The organism is Micromonospora inaquosa (genome assembly GCF_003857055.1).
In the GTDB taxonomy this organism is placed as follows: Bacteria; Actinomycetota; Actinomycetes; order Mycobacteriales; family Micromonosporaceae; genus Micromonospora; species Micromonospora inaquosa.
Window position 1 is genome coordinate 1 of sequence record NZ_QGSZ01000242.1, and the last position, 15534, is coordinate 15534.

At 72.6% G+C, this 15534-nt stretch carries 11 protein-coding genes; 10 read left to right on the forward strand and 1 reads right to left on the reverse strand.

Features of this window, described 5'->3' with window-relative positions; translation table 11 throughout:
* Window positions 1-127 precede the first annotated feature (127 nt).
* From mnmA to DLJ59_RS21295, 4 genes are read left to right on the forward strand one after another with little or no spacing between them, the layout of a single operon-like run.
* The gene (mnmA, locus tag DLJ59_RS21280; protein ID WP_208648783.1) at window positions 128-1201 is read left to right on the forward strand and encodes a tRNA 2-thiouridine(34) synthase MnmA; all 1074 of its coding nucleotides are present in this window, start codon (window positions 128-130) and stop codon (window positions 1199-1201) included.
* 37 nt (window positions 1202-1238) lie between these two features.
* Complete coding sequence (locus tag DLJ59_RS21285; RefSeq protein WP_124774392.1) at window positions 1239-2243, forward strand: methionine synthase; 1005 nt, start codon at window positions 1239-1241, stop codon at window positions 2241-2243.
* A 36-nt stretch (window positions 2244-2279) separates the two neighbouring features.
* The gene (locus tag DLJ59_RS21290; RefSeq protein WP_208648784.1) at window positions 2280-2645 is read left to right on the forward strand and encodes a VOC family protein; all 366 of its coding nucleotides are present in this window, start codon (window positions 2280-2282) and stop codon (window positions 2643-2645) included.
* 30 nt (window positions 2646-2675) lie between these two features.
* Complete coding sequence (locus DLJ59_RS21295; RefSeq protein ID WP_167493880.1) at window positions 2676-3686, forward strand: ADP-ribosylglycohydrolase family protein; 1011 nt, start codon at window positions 2676-2678, stop codon at window positions 3684-3686.
* Window positions 3687-3835: 149 nt separating this feature from the next.
* Here the strand turns inward: DLJ59_RS21295 and DLJ59_RS21300 are convergent, their stop codons facing one another.
* Window positions 3836-4372, reverse strand: coding sequence for a type II toxin-antitoxin system PemK/MazF family toxin (locus DLJ59_RS21300; protein WP_124774394.1), 537 nt, complete (start codon window positions 4370-4372; stop codon window positions 3836-3838).
* A 299-nt stretch (window positions 4373-4671) separates the two neighbouring features.
* On the opposite strand from DLJ59_RS21300, the gene ligA reads away from it, so the two are divergent.
* From ligA to DLJ59_RS21330, 6 genes are all read left to right on the forward strand, one after another.
* Window positions 4672-6807, forward strand: a complete 2136-nt coding sequence (gene ligA, locus DLJ59_RS21305; RefSeq protein WP_124774395.1) for an NAD-dependent DNA ligase LigA — start codon at window positions 4672-4674, stop codon at window positions 6805-6807.
* Between the two features lie 156 nt (window positions 6808-6963).
* Entirely contained in the window at window positions 6964-9519 is a 2556-nt protein-coding gene (locus DLJ59_RS21310) for a putative bifunctional diguanylate cyclase/phosphodiesterase (protein WP_124774396.1), read from the forward strand.
* Window positions 9520-9664: 145 nt separating this feature from the next.
* Window positions 9665-9970, forward strand: coding sequence for an Asp-tRNA(Asn)/Glu-tRNA(Gln) amidotransferase subunit GatC (gatC, locus tag DLJ59_RS21315; protein WP_124774397.1), 306 nt, complete (start codon window positions 9665-9667; stop codon window positions 9968-9970).
* A gap of 76 nt (window positions 9971-10046) precedes the next feature.
* Window positions 10047-11522, forward strand: a complete 1476-nt coding sequence (gene gatA / locus DLJ59_RS21320) for an Asp-tRNA(Asn)/Glu-tRNA(Gln) amidotransferase subunit GatA (RefSeq protein ID WP_124774398.1) — start codon at window positions 10047-10049, stop codon at window positions 11520-11522.
* A 13-nt stretch (window positions 11523-11535) separates the two neighbouring features.
* Window positions 11536-13035, forward strand: a complete 1500-nt coding sequence (gene gatB, locus DLJ59_RS21325) for an Asp-tRNA(Asn)/Glu-tRNA(Gln) amidotransferase subunit GatB (RefSeq protein WP_124774399.1) — start codon at window positions 11536-11538, stop codon at window positions 13033-13035.
* A 122-nt stretch (window positions 13036-13157) separates the two neighbouring features.
* Window positions 13158-15515 carry a transketolase-like TK C-terminal-containing protein gene (locus DLJ59_RS21330; RefSeq protein ID WP_124774400.1) on the forward strand — a complete coding sequence of 786 codons (2358 nt, stop codon included), beginning with the start codon at window positions 13158-13160 and terminating at the stop codon, window positions 15513-15515.
* Window positions 15516-15534: the final 19 nt, after the last annotated feature.

Consider the following 15534-nt stretch of genomic DNA (forward strand, 5'->3'; position numbering starts at 1 on the left):
ATGTGGGCATATGTCGCCGCAGAAACTGCAAGATCGCGCGGCTGGGTGCGCGGGGCTGACCCGGGTCTGGGGGCTTTTCGGTGCTGGTGGATAGGGTTGTTGGGGGGACGGGGAAGGGAGTGCGTCGGTGAGGGTTCTGGCGGCGATGTCGGGTGGGGTTGACTCAGCCGTGGCGGCGGCGCGGGCGGTGGCGGCCGGACATGACGTGACCGGCGTGCACCTGGCGCTGGCCCGCAACCCACAGACCTACCGGACCGGGGCGCGCGGCTGCTGCACCCTGGAGGATTCTCGGGACGCCCGACGGGCGGCCGACGTGATCGGCATCCCGTTCTACGTGTGGGACATGGCCGACCGCTTCCACGAGGACGTGGTCGACGACTTCGTCGCCGAGTACGCCGCCGGCCGTACCCCGAACCCCTGCCTGCGCTGCAACGAGAAGATCAAGTTCGCGGCGGTGCTGGACCGGGCGGTGGCCCTGGGCTTCGACGCGGTGGTGACCGGGCACCACGCCCGCCTCGGCGCTGACGGGCTGCTGCGACGCAGCGTCGACATTGCCAAGGACCAGTCGTACGTGCTCGCCGTGCTCACCCGCGAGCAGCTCGACCGGTCGATCTTCCCGCTCGGTGACTCGACCAAGGCGCAGGTCCGCGCGGAGGCCGCCGAGCGTGGCCTGGCGGTGGCCGACAAGCCGGACTCGCACGACATCTGCTTCATCGCCGACGGGGACACCCGCGGCTTCCTCGCCGGTCGGCTCGGTGAGGCGCCCGGCGACGTGGTGGACGCGACCACCGGCGCGGTCGTCGGCAGTCACAGCGGCGCGTACGCGTACACGGTGGGGCAGCGTCGCGGGCTGCACCTGGACCGGCCCGCCCCGGACGGCCGACCGCGCTACGTGCTCTCCATCACCCCGAAGACCAACACGGTGACGGTGGGGCCGGCCGAGGCGCTGGAGGTGTCCGACGTGCACGCCGTACGTCCGGTCTGGACCGGCGGCGCACGTCCGGACGCGCCGGTCGAGTGCGAGGTGCAGTTGCGCGCCCACGGCGACGTGGTGCCGGCGACCGTCGCCTTCGACGGTGACCGACTGCACGCCGGGCTGCGCCGACCGGTGCGCGGCGTCGCCGCCGGCCAGGCCGTGGTGGCGTACCGACCGGACCCGGCCGGCGACGTGGTCCTCGGCTCCGCGACCATCACCGGCTGACCGCACGGCCTGGGGGTTCGCGGGATAGCCTTCGCCAGTGACAGATCAGGCGTGGCCCTGGCCGGCCGGCGCGGCAACCGGAATTGGTTCGCTGCCCGGCACCGACATCGGCGAGGCTCAGCGGGTGGTCCTCGGTGAGCTTCCCGAGCTGCCCCACCTGCCCGAGTTGCCGGCCCGTGGGCCCGGCGCCGACATGATCGGCAGGTCCGCCGGGCTGCTCGTCGAACTGCCCGTCGAGGTGTACGCGGGGCGGTGGCGGGTCGCCCCACGCCCGGGCCGCGACCTGCGTCGGGCCCGTGACCTGATGGAACGCGACCTCGACCAGCTCGCCGAGCAGGCCGAGGGGTACGCCGGGCCGATCAAGGTGCAGGCCGCCGGCCCGCTCACCCTGGCCGCCTCCCTGGAACTGCCGATCGGTGGCCGACTGCTGCGCGATCCCGGCGCGGTCCGCGACCTGACCGGCTCCCTCGCCGAGGGGCTGCGCGCGCACGTCGCGGCGGTCGCCCGTCGGCTGCCCCAGGCATCGGTGCTGCTGCAACTGGACGAACCGTCACTGCCGACGGTGCTGGCCGGGCGGGTGCCGACCGAGAGCGGGCTGGGCGCGTACCGGGCGGTCGACCCGGTGGACGCCGCCGCTCTGCTGCGCACGATCGTCGAGGCGGTCGGCGTGCCGACGCTGGTGCACTGCTGCGCCCCGGACGTGCCGCTGGAGCTGATCCGCTCCACCGGTGCCGTCGCGGTGGCCCTCGATCTCGACCAGGTCACCAAGCTGGACCCGCTGGGCGAGGCCATCGACGCCGGCCTCGGGCTGTTGGCCGGGGCAGCGCCGACGCGGCCGCCGTCGGCCGGTGGCGCGCCGACCTCCGCACAGATCGCCGATCGCGTACGCCAGGTCTGGGACCGCCTCGGCTTCCCCCGTCGGCAGCTGGCCGAGCAGGTGGTGGTCACCCCGGCCTGCGGCCTCGCCGGCGCCACCCCGGAGTACGCACGCGCGGTGCTCGCCGCGTGCCGGGACGCCGGCCGGCGGCTCGCCGAGGCCTGAGGTTTCCTGTCGTACCCGGTGGGCAGGATGACGGTCATGATTGGACAGTTGCGTTCAGTGGTGATCGACTGCCCGGATCCGCGGGCGTTGGCGGCGTTCTACTCCGAGCTTCTCGGCCTGCCTTTCGTCGAGGGTGACACGGAGGACGACTGGGTGGTGCTGGGCGGCCCGCCCGGTCACCAGCCGCGCCTCGCCTTTCAGCAGGCGCTCAACCTGAGGCCGCCGGCCTGGCCCGATCCCGAGCGCCCGCAGCAGTTCCACCTGGATGTGACGGTGGACGACATCGAGAGTGCGGAGAAGGCGGCGCTCGCGCTCGGTGCTCGGCGGCTGCCCGGTGAGGGCGAGGGCTTCCGGGTCTACGCCGATCCGGCCGGCCATCCGTTCTGCCTCTGCTGGGACTGACCTCGCCGTGGGTTGCGGCGGCCGGGCATCATGGCCGTCGTGATCCACAACTCTGCGCCGCGTGCCTCCGGCTCGCTCTTCGGCCTCGCCTACGGTGACGCGTTGGGCAAGCCGACCGAGTTCCTGACCGTCGCCGAGATCGAGCGCCGCTACGGCCCGACCGGTCCGCGTGAGCTCTCCGGCGACCCGGCGCTGGTCACCGACGACACCCAGATGGCGCTGGCGGTGGCGTGGGCGCTACGCGAGGCGCCGTCGTTCACCGCGGAGGCGGTGGAGCCACTGCTGCGGCGACGTTTCCTGGCGTGGGCGGTCAGCCCGGACAACAACCGTGCCCCGGGCATGACCTGCCTGCGCGCCTGCGCCGAGCTGGGTCGTGGGGTGCGCTGGCAGGAGGCGACAGTGGTCGGCTCGAAGGGCTGCGGGGCCAACATGAGGGTCACCCCGGTCGGGTTGCTCGACACGGACCTCGACACGCTCGCCGGGTTGGCCCAGTTGCAGGCGGGGCTGACCCACGGCCATCCGACCGGGCTGGCCGCCAGTGAACTCACCGCGTACGCGGTCTTCGCGCTGCGCGCGGGCGCCACGCTGGCTGAGCTTCCCGCGGTGCTCACCGAGCGGGCACGGTCCCAACGCCTGGTCTACCGGGAGCGGTGGCTGGGTGACCTCTGGCGTCGCGCCGGTTCCGGTTCTCCTGAGGAGTTCATCGCCCAGGGCTGGGACGAGTGCCTGGCGGTGCTGGGCCGACTGACGAACGCGTTGCGGCAGCCGGACGACGGTGGCGACCCGTGTCAGTCCACCGGGGAGGGCTGGGTGGCGGAGGAGGCGCTGGCCACCGCGCTGCTCTGCGCCGTACGGCACGCCGACGATCCGGTCTCGGCACTGGCCCGGGGCGCGACCACCGCCGGCGACTCCGACTCGATCGCCGCCCTGGCCGGCGCCTTCGTGGGCGCGGCCGTCGGCATGACCGCCTGGCCGGGCGAGTGGGCCAACCGCATCGAGTACGCGGACCAGCTGGCCACGCTGGGCGCGGCCTGGGACTGACCGTGGCGCGGCCGGGCAGCCGTGCGTTGGCGCGTCCCGCCGATCATGATCGACTCGGGGTTCTGAGAACCGCGGTGTCCGGGTTCCTCCGACACCGCGACTTTCAGGAATCTGAGTTGATCAAGGCGGTGCGGGTGGCCCGGGGATGCTCAGGCGGTGGGGAGGTGGCGCAGGCTGCGGACCTTTCGCCACAGGTCGGCGTCGCAGCGGCCGGCGTGGTCGGCGAAGGCGGCCGAGTCGAGTCGGATCGGCTCGGTGAGGCTGAGGTAGCTGTCGTGCTCCGCGCCCGGGTCCCAGTCCTGGGTGGGAATCCGCACGTGGTCGTCCCGGTCGCTCTTGTCCTGGCTGGTGATCTTCAGGACGTCGGCGCCCCGGGAGTCCGCCCGCAGCACCAGACACGGGCGCACCTTCGACCCGCTGCCGTCGGCGTACGGCACGTCGGCCCACCAGATCTCACCGGGCGCCGGGGTGTCGTCGCGCCGGTCGGTGCCGCGCGAGCGGGATGTGGTGGACGGGCGTTCGGTGCCACGGGGCCGTGGCGGGGCGGGACGCGGCCCACCGGTGCTGCCCCGACCGGGCCGGGCGCCCGGACGCCGGTTGGCCACCCGGTGCCGCCAGCTGTTCCACGCCCAGCCGGCGGCCACCGCCAGCAGGATCGCCACCGCCCAGAACAGTGCCGCGCGCATCCGTACCTCCGCCTCCCGGCGACCCGCCGGTCGCACCGTCCGGCGATCCTTGCACGCCGCAGCACGTGCCGCCCGCCAACCACACCGCAGCCGCTCCATCGCCCCGAGGCGCTCCACGATCGCCCTTGATCACCAGCCGGATCGGCCCGGCGACGACTGCTGAGCGTCGAGTGATCACCGAACGCGACTGAGTGCGGGGTCGCTCCCGGCGCGGGCGGGCGACGGATTGTCCCACCGGCCCGATACGGTGCCGGAGTAGCGTGATCAGGGAGGTCGCAGGCGTGTCCGAAGGTGGCGGTGTGTCCGAGGAGCAGATCGGTCAGCAGGTCAGCCCGGCGCAGGAGGCGGCGGCCGGGGCTGAGCCGACGCCGCAGGCCCGGGAGCGGCACGCCGCCCTCAGCCAGGAGCTGACCGAGCACCAGTACCGCTACTACGTCCTGGACGCGCCGACCATCCCCGACGTCGATTTCGACAGGCAGTTGCGCGAGCTGGAGGCACTGGAGGCGGAGTTCCCGGCGCTGCGGACGCCCGACTCGCCGACCCAACGGGTGGGCGGCACGTTCTCCACCGACTTCACACCGGTCACCCATGCCGAACGGATGCTCTCGCTCGACAACGCCTTCGCCGACGAGGAGTTGGCGGCCTGGGCCGAGCGGGTCGAACGGGACGCGGGCGGCCCGGTGCCCTACCTGTGCGAGCTGAAGGTCGACGGGCTGGCGATCAACCTGACCTACGAGAACGGTCGGCTGGTCCGGGCCGCCACCCGCGGCGACGGGCGCACCGGTGAGGACGTCACCGCCAACGTGCGCAGCATCCGGGACGTGCCCGGCCAGCTCACCCCGTCCGCCGAATTCCCGAACATTCCCGAGCTGGTGGAGGTTCGGGGCGAGATCTACTTCCCGATCGCCGCGTTCGCCGATCTCAACGCGGGTCTGGTGGAGCAGGGCAAGGCGCCCTTCGCCAACCCCCGCAACGCCGCCGCCGGCAGCCTCCGGCAGAAGGATCCACGGGTCACGGCCACCCGACCGCTGCGTCTGGTGGTGCACGGCATCGGCGCCCGACGCGGGTTCCAGCCCACCGCCCAGTCCGAGTCGTACGCGGCACTCAAGTCGTGGGGGTTGCCGACCAGCGACCGGTGGCGGGTCGTCCCGGACCTGGCCGGCGTGGCGGAGTTCATCGCCTACTACGCCGAGCACCGGCACGACGTCGAGCACGAGATCGACGGCGTGGTGGTCAAGGTCGATCCGGTCTCCATCCAGGGCCGGCTCGGGTCGACCAGCCGTGCCCCGCGCTGGGCGATCGCCTTCAAGTACCCGCCGGAGGAGGTCACCACCAAGCTGCTCGACATCGACGTCAACGTGGGGCGCACTGGCCGGGTCACTCCGTTCGCCGTGCTCGAACCGGTGCGCGTGGCCGGTTCCACAGTCGCGCTCGCCACCTTGCACAACGCCCGCGAGGTGGAGCGCAAGGGCGTGCTGATCGGCGACACGGTGGTGCTGCGCAAGGCCGGCGACGTGATTCCCGAGGTGCTCGGCCCGGTGGTCGACCTGCGGCCCGCCGATGCCCGGCCGTTCGTCATGCCGACCAGCTGCCCCGCCTGCGGCACCCCGCTCGCGCCGTCGAAGGAGGGCGACGTCGACATCCGGTGCCCCAACACCCGCAGTTGCCCGGCGCAGTTGCGGGAGCGGGTGTTCCACCTCGCCGGCCGGGGTGCGTTCGACATCGAGGCGCTCGGCTACAAGGGCGCGGCGGCCCTGCTGGACGCTGAGGTCATCGCGGACGAGGGTGACCTTTTCCAACTCGACGCCGATCAGTTGTCCCGGTCCCCGTTCTTCGTCAACAAGGACGGCAGCCTGGGCAGCAACGCGGCCAAGCTGCTGGACAATCTCGCGGTCGCCCGGGAACGGGACCTGTGGCGGGTGCTGGTGGCGCTCTCCATCCGCCATGTCGGCCCCACCGCCGCGCAGGCGCTCGCCCGGCATTTCCGCTCCATGGACGCCATCGACGCGGCCAGCGAGGAGGAGCTTTCCTCCGTCGACGGGGTCGGGCCGACCATCGCGGCCAGCATCCGCGAGTGGTTCGCGGTGGACTGGCACCGCGAGGTGGTCCGCAAGTGGGCCGAGGCCGGCGTACGGATGGCCGAGGAGGCTGTCGACGAGGGGCCGCGCCCGTTGGAGGGGTTGACGGTGGTGGTGACCGGCACACTCGCCGGGTTTTCGCGTGACCAGGCCGCCGAGGCCGTGCAGAGCCGGGGCGGCAAGGTCAGCGGGTCGGTCTCCAAGAAGACGAGCTTCGTTGTGGTGGGGGACAACCCCGGGTCGAAGGCCGACAAGGCCGCCAGTCTCAAGGTGCCGGTGCTCGACGAGGACGGGTTCCGGCTCCTGCTGGACGCGGGCCCGGACGCCGCCCGGGGTGTCGCTCAGCTCGGCGGCTGACCCGCCAACGGCTGGCCACGGCGACTGACCGCGTATACCAACTTAATTACGACTACGACCGATTCGTGACTGTCATACCGGGAAACTGGGGGCTGAGGGCGTTTCATTGGGTCACGGCGTGCGCACCGGCACGCCGATGGTCGGTCGGGAGGTGTGGTGGAGGTCGCCGACCCACGCAACTCGCTTCCTGCGGGACGGGTCGCACCGTTCGCCGCCTTCGTCGCCAGCATCCTGGCGGTCGCCGCGCTGACCGCGGCCGTTCCACTCGCGACGCTCCCCGACGAACTGTCGCGGCTGCCGGTGGCGTTCTGGACGATGGCCGCGCTCGCCGTGGTCTGCGACGCGCGCCCGTTCGTTCCACCGGGGCGTCGGCAGACGTCGGCGGTGTTCCCGTCCACCTGCTTCACCTTCGCGATCCTGCTCGGCTGGGGGCTCGGCCCGGCGGTGGTGGTGCAGGCGGTGGGGGTGGTCGTCTCGGGCTGGCGGATGCGGCACGCCGCGTGGCGCACGGCGTTCAACGTCGGCCAGTACGCGTGCGCCCTCGCCGCCGGGTACGCGGTGATCCAGCTCGGGCCGGGCACGATCTTCTCCGGCGGGCGGTTGCACTGGACCGACGTGGCCGCCGTCGGCGGTGCCACGCTGGCCTGGTTCGTCGTCAACTACGGGTTGGTCAGCTGGGCGGTGCGGCTCCGTTTCGGTGATCGCTGGTGGCCCACCGTGCGCCAGGGCCTCGGCTTCGAACTGCTCTCCACCGGCTCACTGCTGCTGCTCGCCCCGGTGCTGGTCGCCGCGGCCCGGGTCAGTGCCGCGCTGATCCCGCTGGTGTTGGTGCCGCTCTTCGCCGTCTACCGGATGGCGCGGCTGACCACCGAACAGCAGCACCTCGCCGCCGCCGACCCGCTGACCGGGCTGCCCAACCGCAAGGCCCTGCTGGCCGAGGTGGCGGAGCAGGTTCACCTACATGCCGAGCGGACCGCCCGCGGTGAACCCGACGGGCAGCTGGCGCTGCTGCTGATCGACCTGGACCGTTTCAAGAACGTCAACGACGCCCTCGGGCACGCCGTGGGCGACCGGCTGCTGGTCGAGGTCAGCGCTCGGCTCACCGACGTGCAGCCCCGACCCCAGATGATCGCCCGGCTCGGCGGTGACGAGTTCGCCATCGTGATGACCGGGCTGACCGACGTCGCTCAGGCGCGGGAGTTGGCCGACCGGGTGGTCGAGGCGCTGGCCGAGCCGGTGCCGCTCGACGGACTGCCGTTGGACGTGGGCGGGTCGATCGGGATCGCCCTCTTCCCCGAGCACGGCGAGGACTTCGCCACCCTGATGCGCCACGCCGACGTGGCGATGTACGACGCCAAGCACCGCAACGACACGGTGGCGGTCTACGCACCGGAGTCCGACCACAACTCCGCCGAGCGACTCGGCCTCCTCGCTGACCTGCGTCGCGTACTGGAGGTCGGCCCAGCGGCCGAGGCACCGTTCGACGCCGCGGTCGACGTACCCCTTGTCGCAACGGCGGAGGTGCGCGGCGGCGACGGGGCGGCGCTGCCCAGCGCGACGCCGGGCCTGCCCGCGCCGGCGGCGGAGTCGGCGCCGGCGGTCGCCACGGCACCGCCGGGAGCTGCGAGGTGGTGGGCACGCCGTCGGCGCACCGACGCCGAGCTGGTCCACTCCGATGAGCTGATCAACCGGATCGCCACCGGAGCCGACCCGATCCGGGGCCGCAACGTTCGTGCCACGGTCGAGGGCACCCGTTCGGGTTCGGCCCGGGAGCGGCGGGTCGGGGGCGGGAACGGCCGCCGGTCCCCGAACGGGAGCGCGGCGGGCAGGGCTCGTGCCGGGGCGCGACGGGACGTCGGGCCGGGTACCCCGGGTCAGCCACTCGAACCGACCGGGTGGGCGCACGCGGACGATGAGCCGGCGGACGACGCCGGGGAAATCACCATGTACTACCAGCCGCAGATCGCCATCGCGACCGGTGAGGTGGTCGGCGTCGAGGCCCTGCTGCGGTGGCGGCACCCCCGGCGGGGCATGGTCGACCCGGAGGAACTCATCCGGGTCGCCGAGCAGAGCGCCGTGATGCGACTGCTCACCCGTCGTGTCGTCGACGACGTGGTGGAGCAGCTCGCCAAGTGGTCGGCGGCCGGCATCGGCCTGCGTGCGGCGCTGAACGTGAGCGTGCGTGACCTGCACACCGGCGAGATCGCCGATCAGATCGCCGACCGACTGGCCCGCTACGGGGTGCCGGCCGAGCGGCTGCAGGTCGAGATCACCGAGGGCGCCTTGATGGCCGACCCGCGCCGGGTGCTGGCCACCATCTCCCAACTGCACCGGATCGGCGTGGCCATCTCGCTGGACGACTTCGGCACCGGCTACTCCTCCCTCCAGCACCTGCGCCGCCTGCCGCTGTCCGAGGTGAAGGTGGACCGGTCGTTCGTGCTCGGCATGCCCGACGACGCCGACGACGCGGCGATCGTCCGGTCGATGATCGAGCTGGCCGGCGCGCTGGGGCTGCGGGTGGTCGCCGAGGGTGTCGAGGACGAGCGGACCTGGCGGATGCTGCACGCCGCCGGCTGCGATGCCGCTCAGGGCTGGTTCTACGCCCGGCCGATGCCGGCGGAGGAGTTGGTCACCTGGCTGGCCCGGTACCGGCCGGTCCGCCCGACCGGCGGGCACCCACAGCCCGACGCTGCGCGCCGCCCCACCCGCTGACCCGGCACGAGGGCGGGTGGAGGGGGAGTCGGGGACGCGGCACCGGAGCGGAACAATAGACTCGCTCCGGTCACCGCGTGTCACGCTCCACCTGTCGCGCGGCCGGCACACCGCCCGATCAGCAGGAATTCAGAAGGGGGCACGGATGGCCGCCATCTCCCGCGAGGAGGTCGCGCACCTGGCGCGCCTGTCGCGGCTCGCCGTCACCGAGGAGGAGCTGGACATGTTCGCCGGCCAGCTCGACGTGATCCTCCAGGCGGTCGCCCAGGTTGGCGAGGTCGCCGCCGCGGACATCCCGCCGACCTCCCACTCGGTGCCGCTGACCAACGTCTTCCGCGAGGACGTCGTCACGCCGTGTCTGACCCCGGAGGAAGCGCTGTCGGGCGCGCCCGACGCCGAGGACCAGCGGTTCCGCGTACCGCGGATCCTGACCGAGGACGTGGCCTCATGAGCGGGCGGCAGCGAGCGAATCGGCAGTGCAGCGCGGTGGTGTCTCACGGCGTCACGGAGCGAAGCGGAGTGACGGCATGAGCGATTTGACCAGAATGACCGCGACGGAGATCGCGAGCCTGGTCGCCGGTGGCGAGACGTCCGCCGTCGAGGTGACGCAGGCGCACCTGGACCGGATCGCCGCGGTCGACGACCGGGTGCACGCCTTCCTGCACGTCGACACCGACGGCGCGCTCGCCGCGGCCCGCGCGGTGGACGAGCGCCGGGCCGCCGGCGAGGAGTTGGGCCCGCTCGCGGGTGTGCCGGTCGCGGTCAAGGACGTGCTCGCCACCCGGGGTGTGCCGACCACTGTGGGGTCGAAGATCCTGGAGGGCTGGCGCCCGCCGTACGACGCGACGATCGTGCAGCGGCTGCGGGAGGCCGGCACGGTGATGCTCGGCAAGACCAACATGGACGAGTTCGCGATGGGCTCCTCCACCGAATACTCGGCGTATGGCCCGACGCACAATCCGTGGGACCTGAGCCGGATCCCGGGTGGCTCGGGTGGTGGGAGCGCCGCCGCGCTGGCCGCGTACGAGGCGCCGCTGGCGATCGGCTCGGACACCGGCGGCTCGATCCGCCAGCCGGGCGCGGTCACCGGCACGGTCGGTGCCAAGCCCACCTACGGCGGCACCTCCCGCTACGGGCTGGTGGCCTTCTCGTCGTCGCTGGACACCCCCGGCCCGTGTGCCCGCAACGTGCTCGACGCGGCTCTCCTGCACCAGGTGATCGGCGGGCACGACCCGCGTGACTCCACCTCGATCCCGCAGCCGGTGCCGGACGTGGTGGCGGCGGCGAAGCTCGGCGCGACCGGCGACCTGACCGGTGTGCGGCTCGGCATCGTGAGCGAGTTCGTCGGCGAGGGCGCCGAGCCGGGTGTGATGGCCGCGTTCCGTGAGTCGGTGGACGCGCTGACCAAGATGGGCGCCGAGGTCGTCGAGGTGTCCTGCCCGACGTTCGCGTACGCGCTGCCGGCGTACTACCTGATCGCCCCGAGCGAGTGCTCCTCCAACCTGGCCCGGTTCGATGGTGTCCGGTTCGGCCTGCGGGTCGGCGACGACGGCAACCGGTCGCTGGAGGAGGTCATGTCGCTGACCCGGGAGGCCGGCTTCGGCCCGGAGGTCAAGCGGCGCATCATGATCGGCACGTACGCGCTGTCGTCGGGTTACTACGACGCGTACTACGGGCAGGCGCAGAAGGTCCGGACGCTGATCACCCGGGACTTCACCGCCGCGTTCGAGCGGGTCGACGCGCTGATCTCGCCGACCACCCCGTCGGTGGCGTTCTCGATGGGCGCACGGACCGCCGACCCGTACCAGATGTACCTGGCGGACCTGTACACGATCCCGACCAACCTGTACGGCGGGCCGGGCATCTCGGTGCCGTGCGGGCTCTCCGAGGGGCTGCCGGTCGGCCTTCAGGTGATGGCCCCGACGATGGCCGACGACCGGATGTACCGGGTCGCCGCCGCGTTGGAGTCCGCGGTCGGCACGTTCACCCCACCGGCACTGTGAGGCAGGAGCCCAGATGACGACGACACTGCCCGCGTACGACGAGGTCGTTGCGCGCTACGAACCGGTGATCGGCCTGGAGACCCACGTCGAGCTGGGCACGAACACCAAGATGTTCTGTGGCTGCCCGACCGACTTCGGCGGCGAGCCGAACACCCGGGTCTGCCCGGTGTGCCTGGGCCTGCCCGGCTCGCTGCCGGTGGCCAACAAGGCGGCCATCGAGGCGATCATCCGGATCGGCCTCGCGTTGAACTGCTCGATCGCCGAGTGGTGCCGGTTCGCCCGGAAGAACTACTTCTACCCGGACATGCCGAAGAACTTCCAGATCAGCCAGTACGACGAGCCGATCTGCGTCGACGGTTACCTGGACGTCGAGGTGGGCGGCGAGACGGTGCGGATCGAGATCGAGCGGGTGCACCTCGAGGAGGACACCGGCAAGACGCTGCACGTCGGTGGTGCCACCGGCCGCATCCACGGCGCGACGGAGTCGCTGGTCGACTACAACCGGGCCGGCATCCCGCTGGTCGAGATCGTCACCAAGCCGATCACGGGCACCGGTGCGCTCGCCCCCGACGTGGCCAAGGCGTACGTCGCCGAGCTGCGCGACGTGATCCGCACCCTCGGCGTCTCCGACGTGCGGATGGAGGAGGGTTCGCTGCGCTGTGACGTGAACACCTCGCTCAACCTGCCGGGGCAGGAGTGGGGCACCCGCACCGAGACCAAGAACGTCAACTCGCTGCGGTCGGTGGAGCGGGCGGTCCGCTCGGAGATGCTGCGGCAGGCGTCGGTGCTCGACGCGGGCGGCCGGATCACCCAGGAGACGCGCCACTTCCACGAGGACACCGGTGACACCACCCCGGGTCGCTCGAAGGAGACGGCCACCGACTACCGGTACTTCCCCGAGCCGGATCTGGTGCCGATCGCCCCGGACCCGGCCTGGGTGGCCGAGCTGAAGGCCGCCCTGCCGGAGCTGCCCCGGGTGCACCGGCGTCGGCTCCAGGAGCAGTGGGGCCTCTCCGACCTGGACATGCAGTCGGTGTTGAACGCCGGCGCGGTCGAGCTGATCGAGGCGACCGTGGCCGCCGGCACCACCCCGGCGGCGGCCCGCAAGTGGTGGCTGGGTGAGCTGTCCCGCCGGGCCAACGAGAGCGGCGTGGAGCTGGCCCAGATCGGTGCCACCCCCACCCAGGTCGCCGAGCTTCAGGGGCTGGTCGACGCCGGCAAGCTCAACGACAAGATGGCCCGCACGGTGTTGGAGGGTGTGGTCGACGGTGAGGGCTCGCCCACCGAGATCATGACCAGCCGTGGCCTGGAGGTCGTGTCGGACACCGGCGCGCTCACCGCCGCCGTCGACGAGGCGATCGCCGCGAACCCCGGCATCGCCGACAAGATCCGCAGCGGCAAGGTGGCTGCGGTCGGCGCGCTGGTCGGCGCGGTCATGAAGACCACCCGGGGCCAGGCCGACGCGAAGACCCTGCGTGAGCTGATCCTGGAGCGCCTCGGCGTCCAGGGCTGAGACCCACCGGAGCAGGCCGCCGCCGCGACCCGGCGGCGGCCTTCCGCCACCCCCCTGTCGACTACGCGGCCACCCCGCACCCCTCGCGAGGGCGTCAACGGCGACGCCTGGATGGAGCCACCGTGACCCAGCACGACCTCGATGTCCTCGACGAGATCCAGCGACGGGTGCTCTGGCTCGCCACCCGGATCGTGGACGCCGCCAACCACGACCGGGCCACCGGCGACGGTGTGAAGGTCGGCGGCCACCAGGCGTCCAGCGCTTCCCTGGTCACGGCGATGACCGCGCTCTGGTTCGCGCACCTGGACGCCGAGGACCGGGTCGCCGTGAAGCCGCACGCGTCCCCGGTGTTCCACGCCATCCAGTACCTGCTCGGCAACCTGGACCGCTCCTACCTGCCCCGGCTGCGGGCCCGTGGCGGCCTCCAGTCGTACCCGTCGCGCACGAAGGACCCGGACGCTGTGGACTTCTCCACCGGTTCGGTCGGGCTGGGCGCGGCGGCGCCGCTCTTCGCCGCCGCCACCCGCCGCTACGTCGACGCGCACTTCGGGGCCCGCCCGCACTCCCGGTTCGTGGCGCTGATCGGTGACGCCGAACTGGACGAGGGCAACATCTGGGAGGCGGTCGCCGACCCGGCGACCACCGGGCTGGGCAACGTCATGTGGCTGGTCGACTTCAACCGCCAGTCGCTGGACCGGGTGGTTCCCGGCATCCGGATCAACCAGTGGCGGGGCCAGTTCGAGGCCGCCGGCTGGCACGTCGTCGAGGTCAAGTACGGCCGTCGGCTCGCCGAGGCGTACGCCCGCCCGGGTGGGGAGGCGTTGCGTGGCTGGATCGACGCGATGCCCAACGAGCAGTACCAGTCGCTGTTCGGGCTTGCCGGGCCGGCGCTGCGCAAGCAGTTCCTGGACGGCGCTCCGGCCGGCATCGAAGAGCTGATCGCCGACGTCTCCGACGAGGAACTCGGCCCGCTCGTCACCGACCTGGGCGGGCACGACCTTCAGGCCATGCTGGACGCGTACGCCCAGTGCGACGCGGTCACCGACCGGCCCAGCGTCGTCTTCGCGTACACCGTGAAGGGTTGGGGTTTGCCCATCGCCGGCAACCCGCGCAACCACTCGGCGCTGCTCAGCTCCGAGCAGGTCGACACGCTGCGGGCCGCGCAGGGATTGACCGCCGAGACCGAGTGGGACCGCCTCGACCCGGCGTCACCCGCCGGAATCCAGGCCGGCGCCCGCCGGGAGGCGCTGTCCCGCGCGCCCCGCGAGCGCGCGCTGGGGGTCACCGTTCCGGAAAGCACAGGAGTACGCGCAACCAAGCCGATCTCCACCCAGGAGGTGTTCGGTCGGGTGCTGGTGGACCTGGCCCGGGACCGGGAGGTGGGCCGCTACCTGGTGACCACCGCCCCGGACGTGGCCACCTCCACCAACCTCGCCGGGTTCATCAACAAGACCGGGGTGTTCGCCCCCACCGAGCAGCGCTCCTGGACCGAGGACCGGATGCTGCGCTGGACCGAGAGCCCCGCTGGGCAGCACATCGAGCTGGGCATCTCGGAGATGAACCTGTTCCTCCTGCTCGGCCAGCTCGGGCTCTCCTGGGACCTGTCCGGGCAGCCACTGCTGCCGGTGGGCACCGTCTACGACCCGTTCGTGCTGCGGGGCCTCGACGCGTTCCTCTACGGCACCTACTCCGGCTCCCGGTTCGTGGTGGCCGGCACCCCGTCCGGCATCACCCTCGCCCCCGAGGGCGGCGCCCACCAGTCCACCATCACCGCGTCGGTCGGCCTGGAGCTGCCCGGGGTGACCTTCGTCGAGCCGGCCTACGCGGCCACCCTCGACTGGCTGCTCTGCGACGCGTTCGGGCAGATCGCCGGTGGGTCGGCCCCGGCCGCGACCGCCGCACCCGCCGAGGACGGCGCGTACTACTTCCGGTTGAGCACCCGACCGCTGGACCAGGCGCCGTTCGAGGCGGCCCGGGCGCGGCTCGGTGACGCGGTGCTGCGCCGGCAGGTCGTCGCCGGGGCGTACCGGCTGGTCGACGCGCACCAGGCGTACCCGCACCTGGTCGACGCCCCGGTGGTGCAACTGGCCGCCTCCGGCGCGGTGCTGCCCGAGGTGCTGGCCGCCGCCGCGGAACTGGCCGACGAGGGGATCGCCGCGCACGTGGTGGACGTGACCTCACTGGACCGGCTCTACCGGGCCTGGCAGCGCACCCTGCGCCAGGGCGTCCGGACGGCCACGGTGCCCAGCGTGCCGGGCGCGCTGCGCTCCGCGTTCGCCGATCGGGTGCCGGTGGTGACAGTGCACGACGCCGCGTCGCACGCCATGGCCTGGCTCGGTTCGGCAGTCGGCGCGCCGGCGGTGCCGCTCGGCGTGGACGAGTTCGGCCAGTCCGGCAGCGTCGCCGAGCTGTACGAACTGCACGACCTGCTGCCCGGCAGCATCGTCAACGCCGCGCTGGCCGCCATCGCCCTGCGCTGACCCGTCCGCTGGCGGGCGG

Coding starts and splice junctions, on each gene's coding strand:
- DLJ59_RS21295 (WP_167493880.1), top strand. CDS start 2,676: ATGGCCGTCGTGATCCACAACTCTGCGCCGCGTGCCTCCGGCTCGCTC.
- gatC (WP_124774397.1), top strand. CDS start 9,665: ATGGCCGCCATCTCCCGCGAGGAGGTCGCGCACCTGGCGCGCCTGTCG.
- DLJ59_RS21290 (WP_208648784.1), top strand. CDS start 2,280: ATGATTGGACAGTTGCGTTCAGTGGTGATCGACTGCCCGGATCCGCGG.
- gatA (WP_124774398.1), top strand. CDS start 10,047: ATGAGCGATTTGACCAGAATGACCGCGACGGAGATCGCGAGCCTGGTC.
- DLJ59_RS21300 (WP_124774394.1), bottom strand. CDS start 4,372: ATGCGCGCGGCACTGTTCTGGGCGGTGGCGATCCTGCTGGCGGTGGCC.
- gatB (WP_124774399.1), top strand. CDS start 11,536: ATGACGACGACACTGCCCGCGTACGACGAGGTCGTTGCGCGCTACGAA.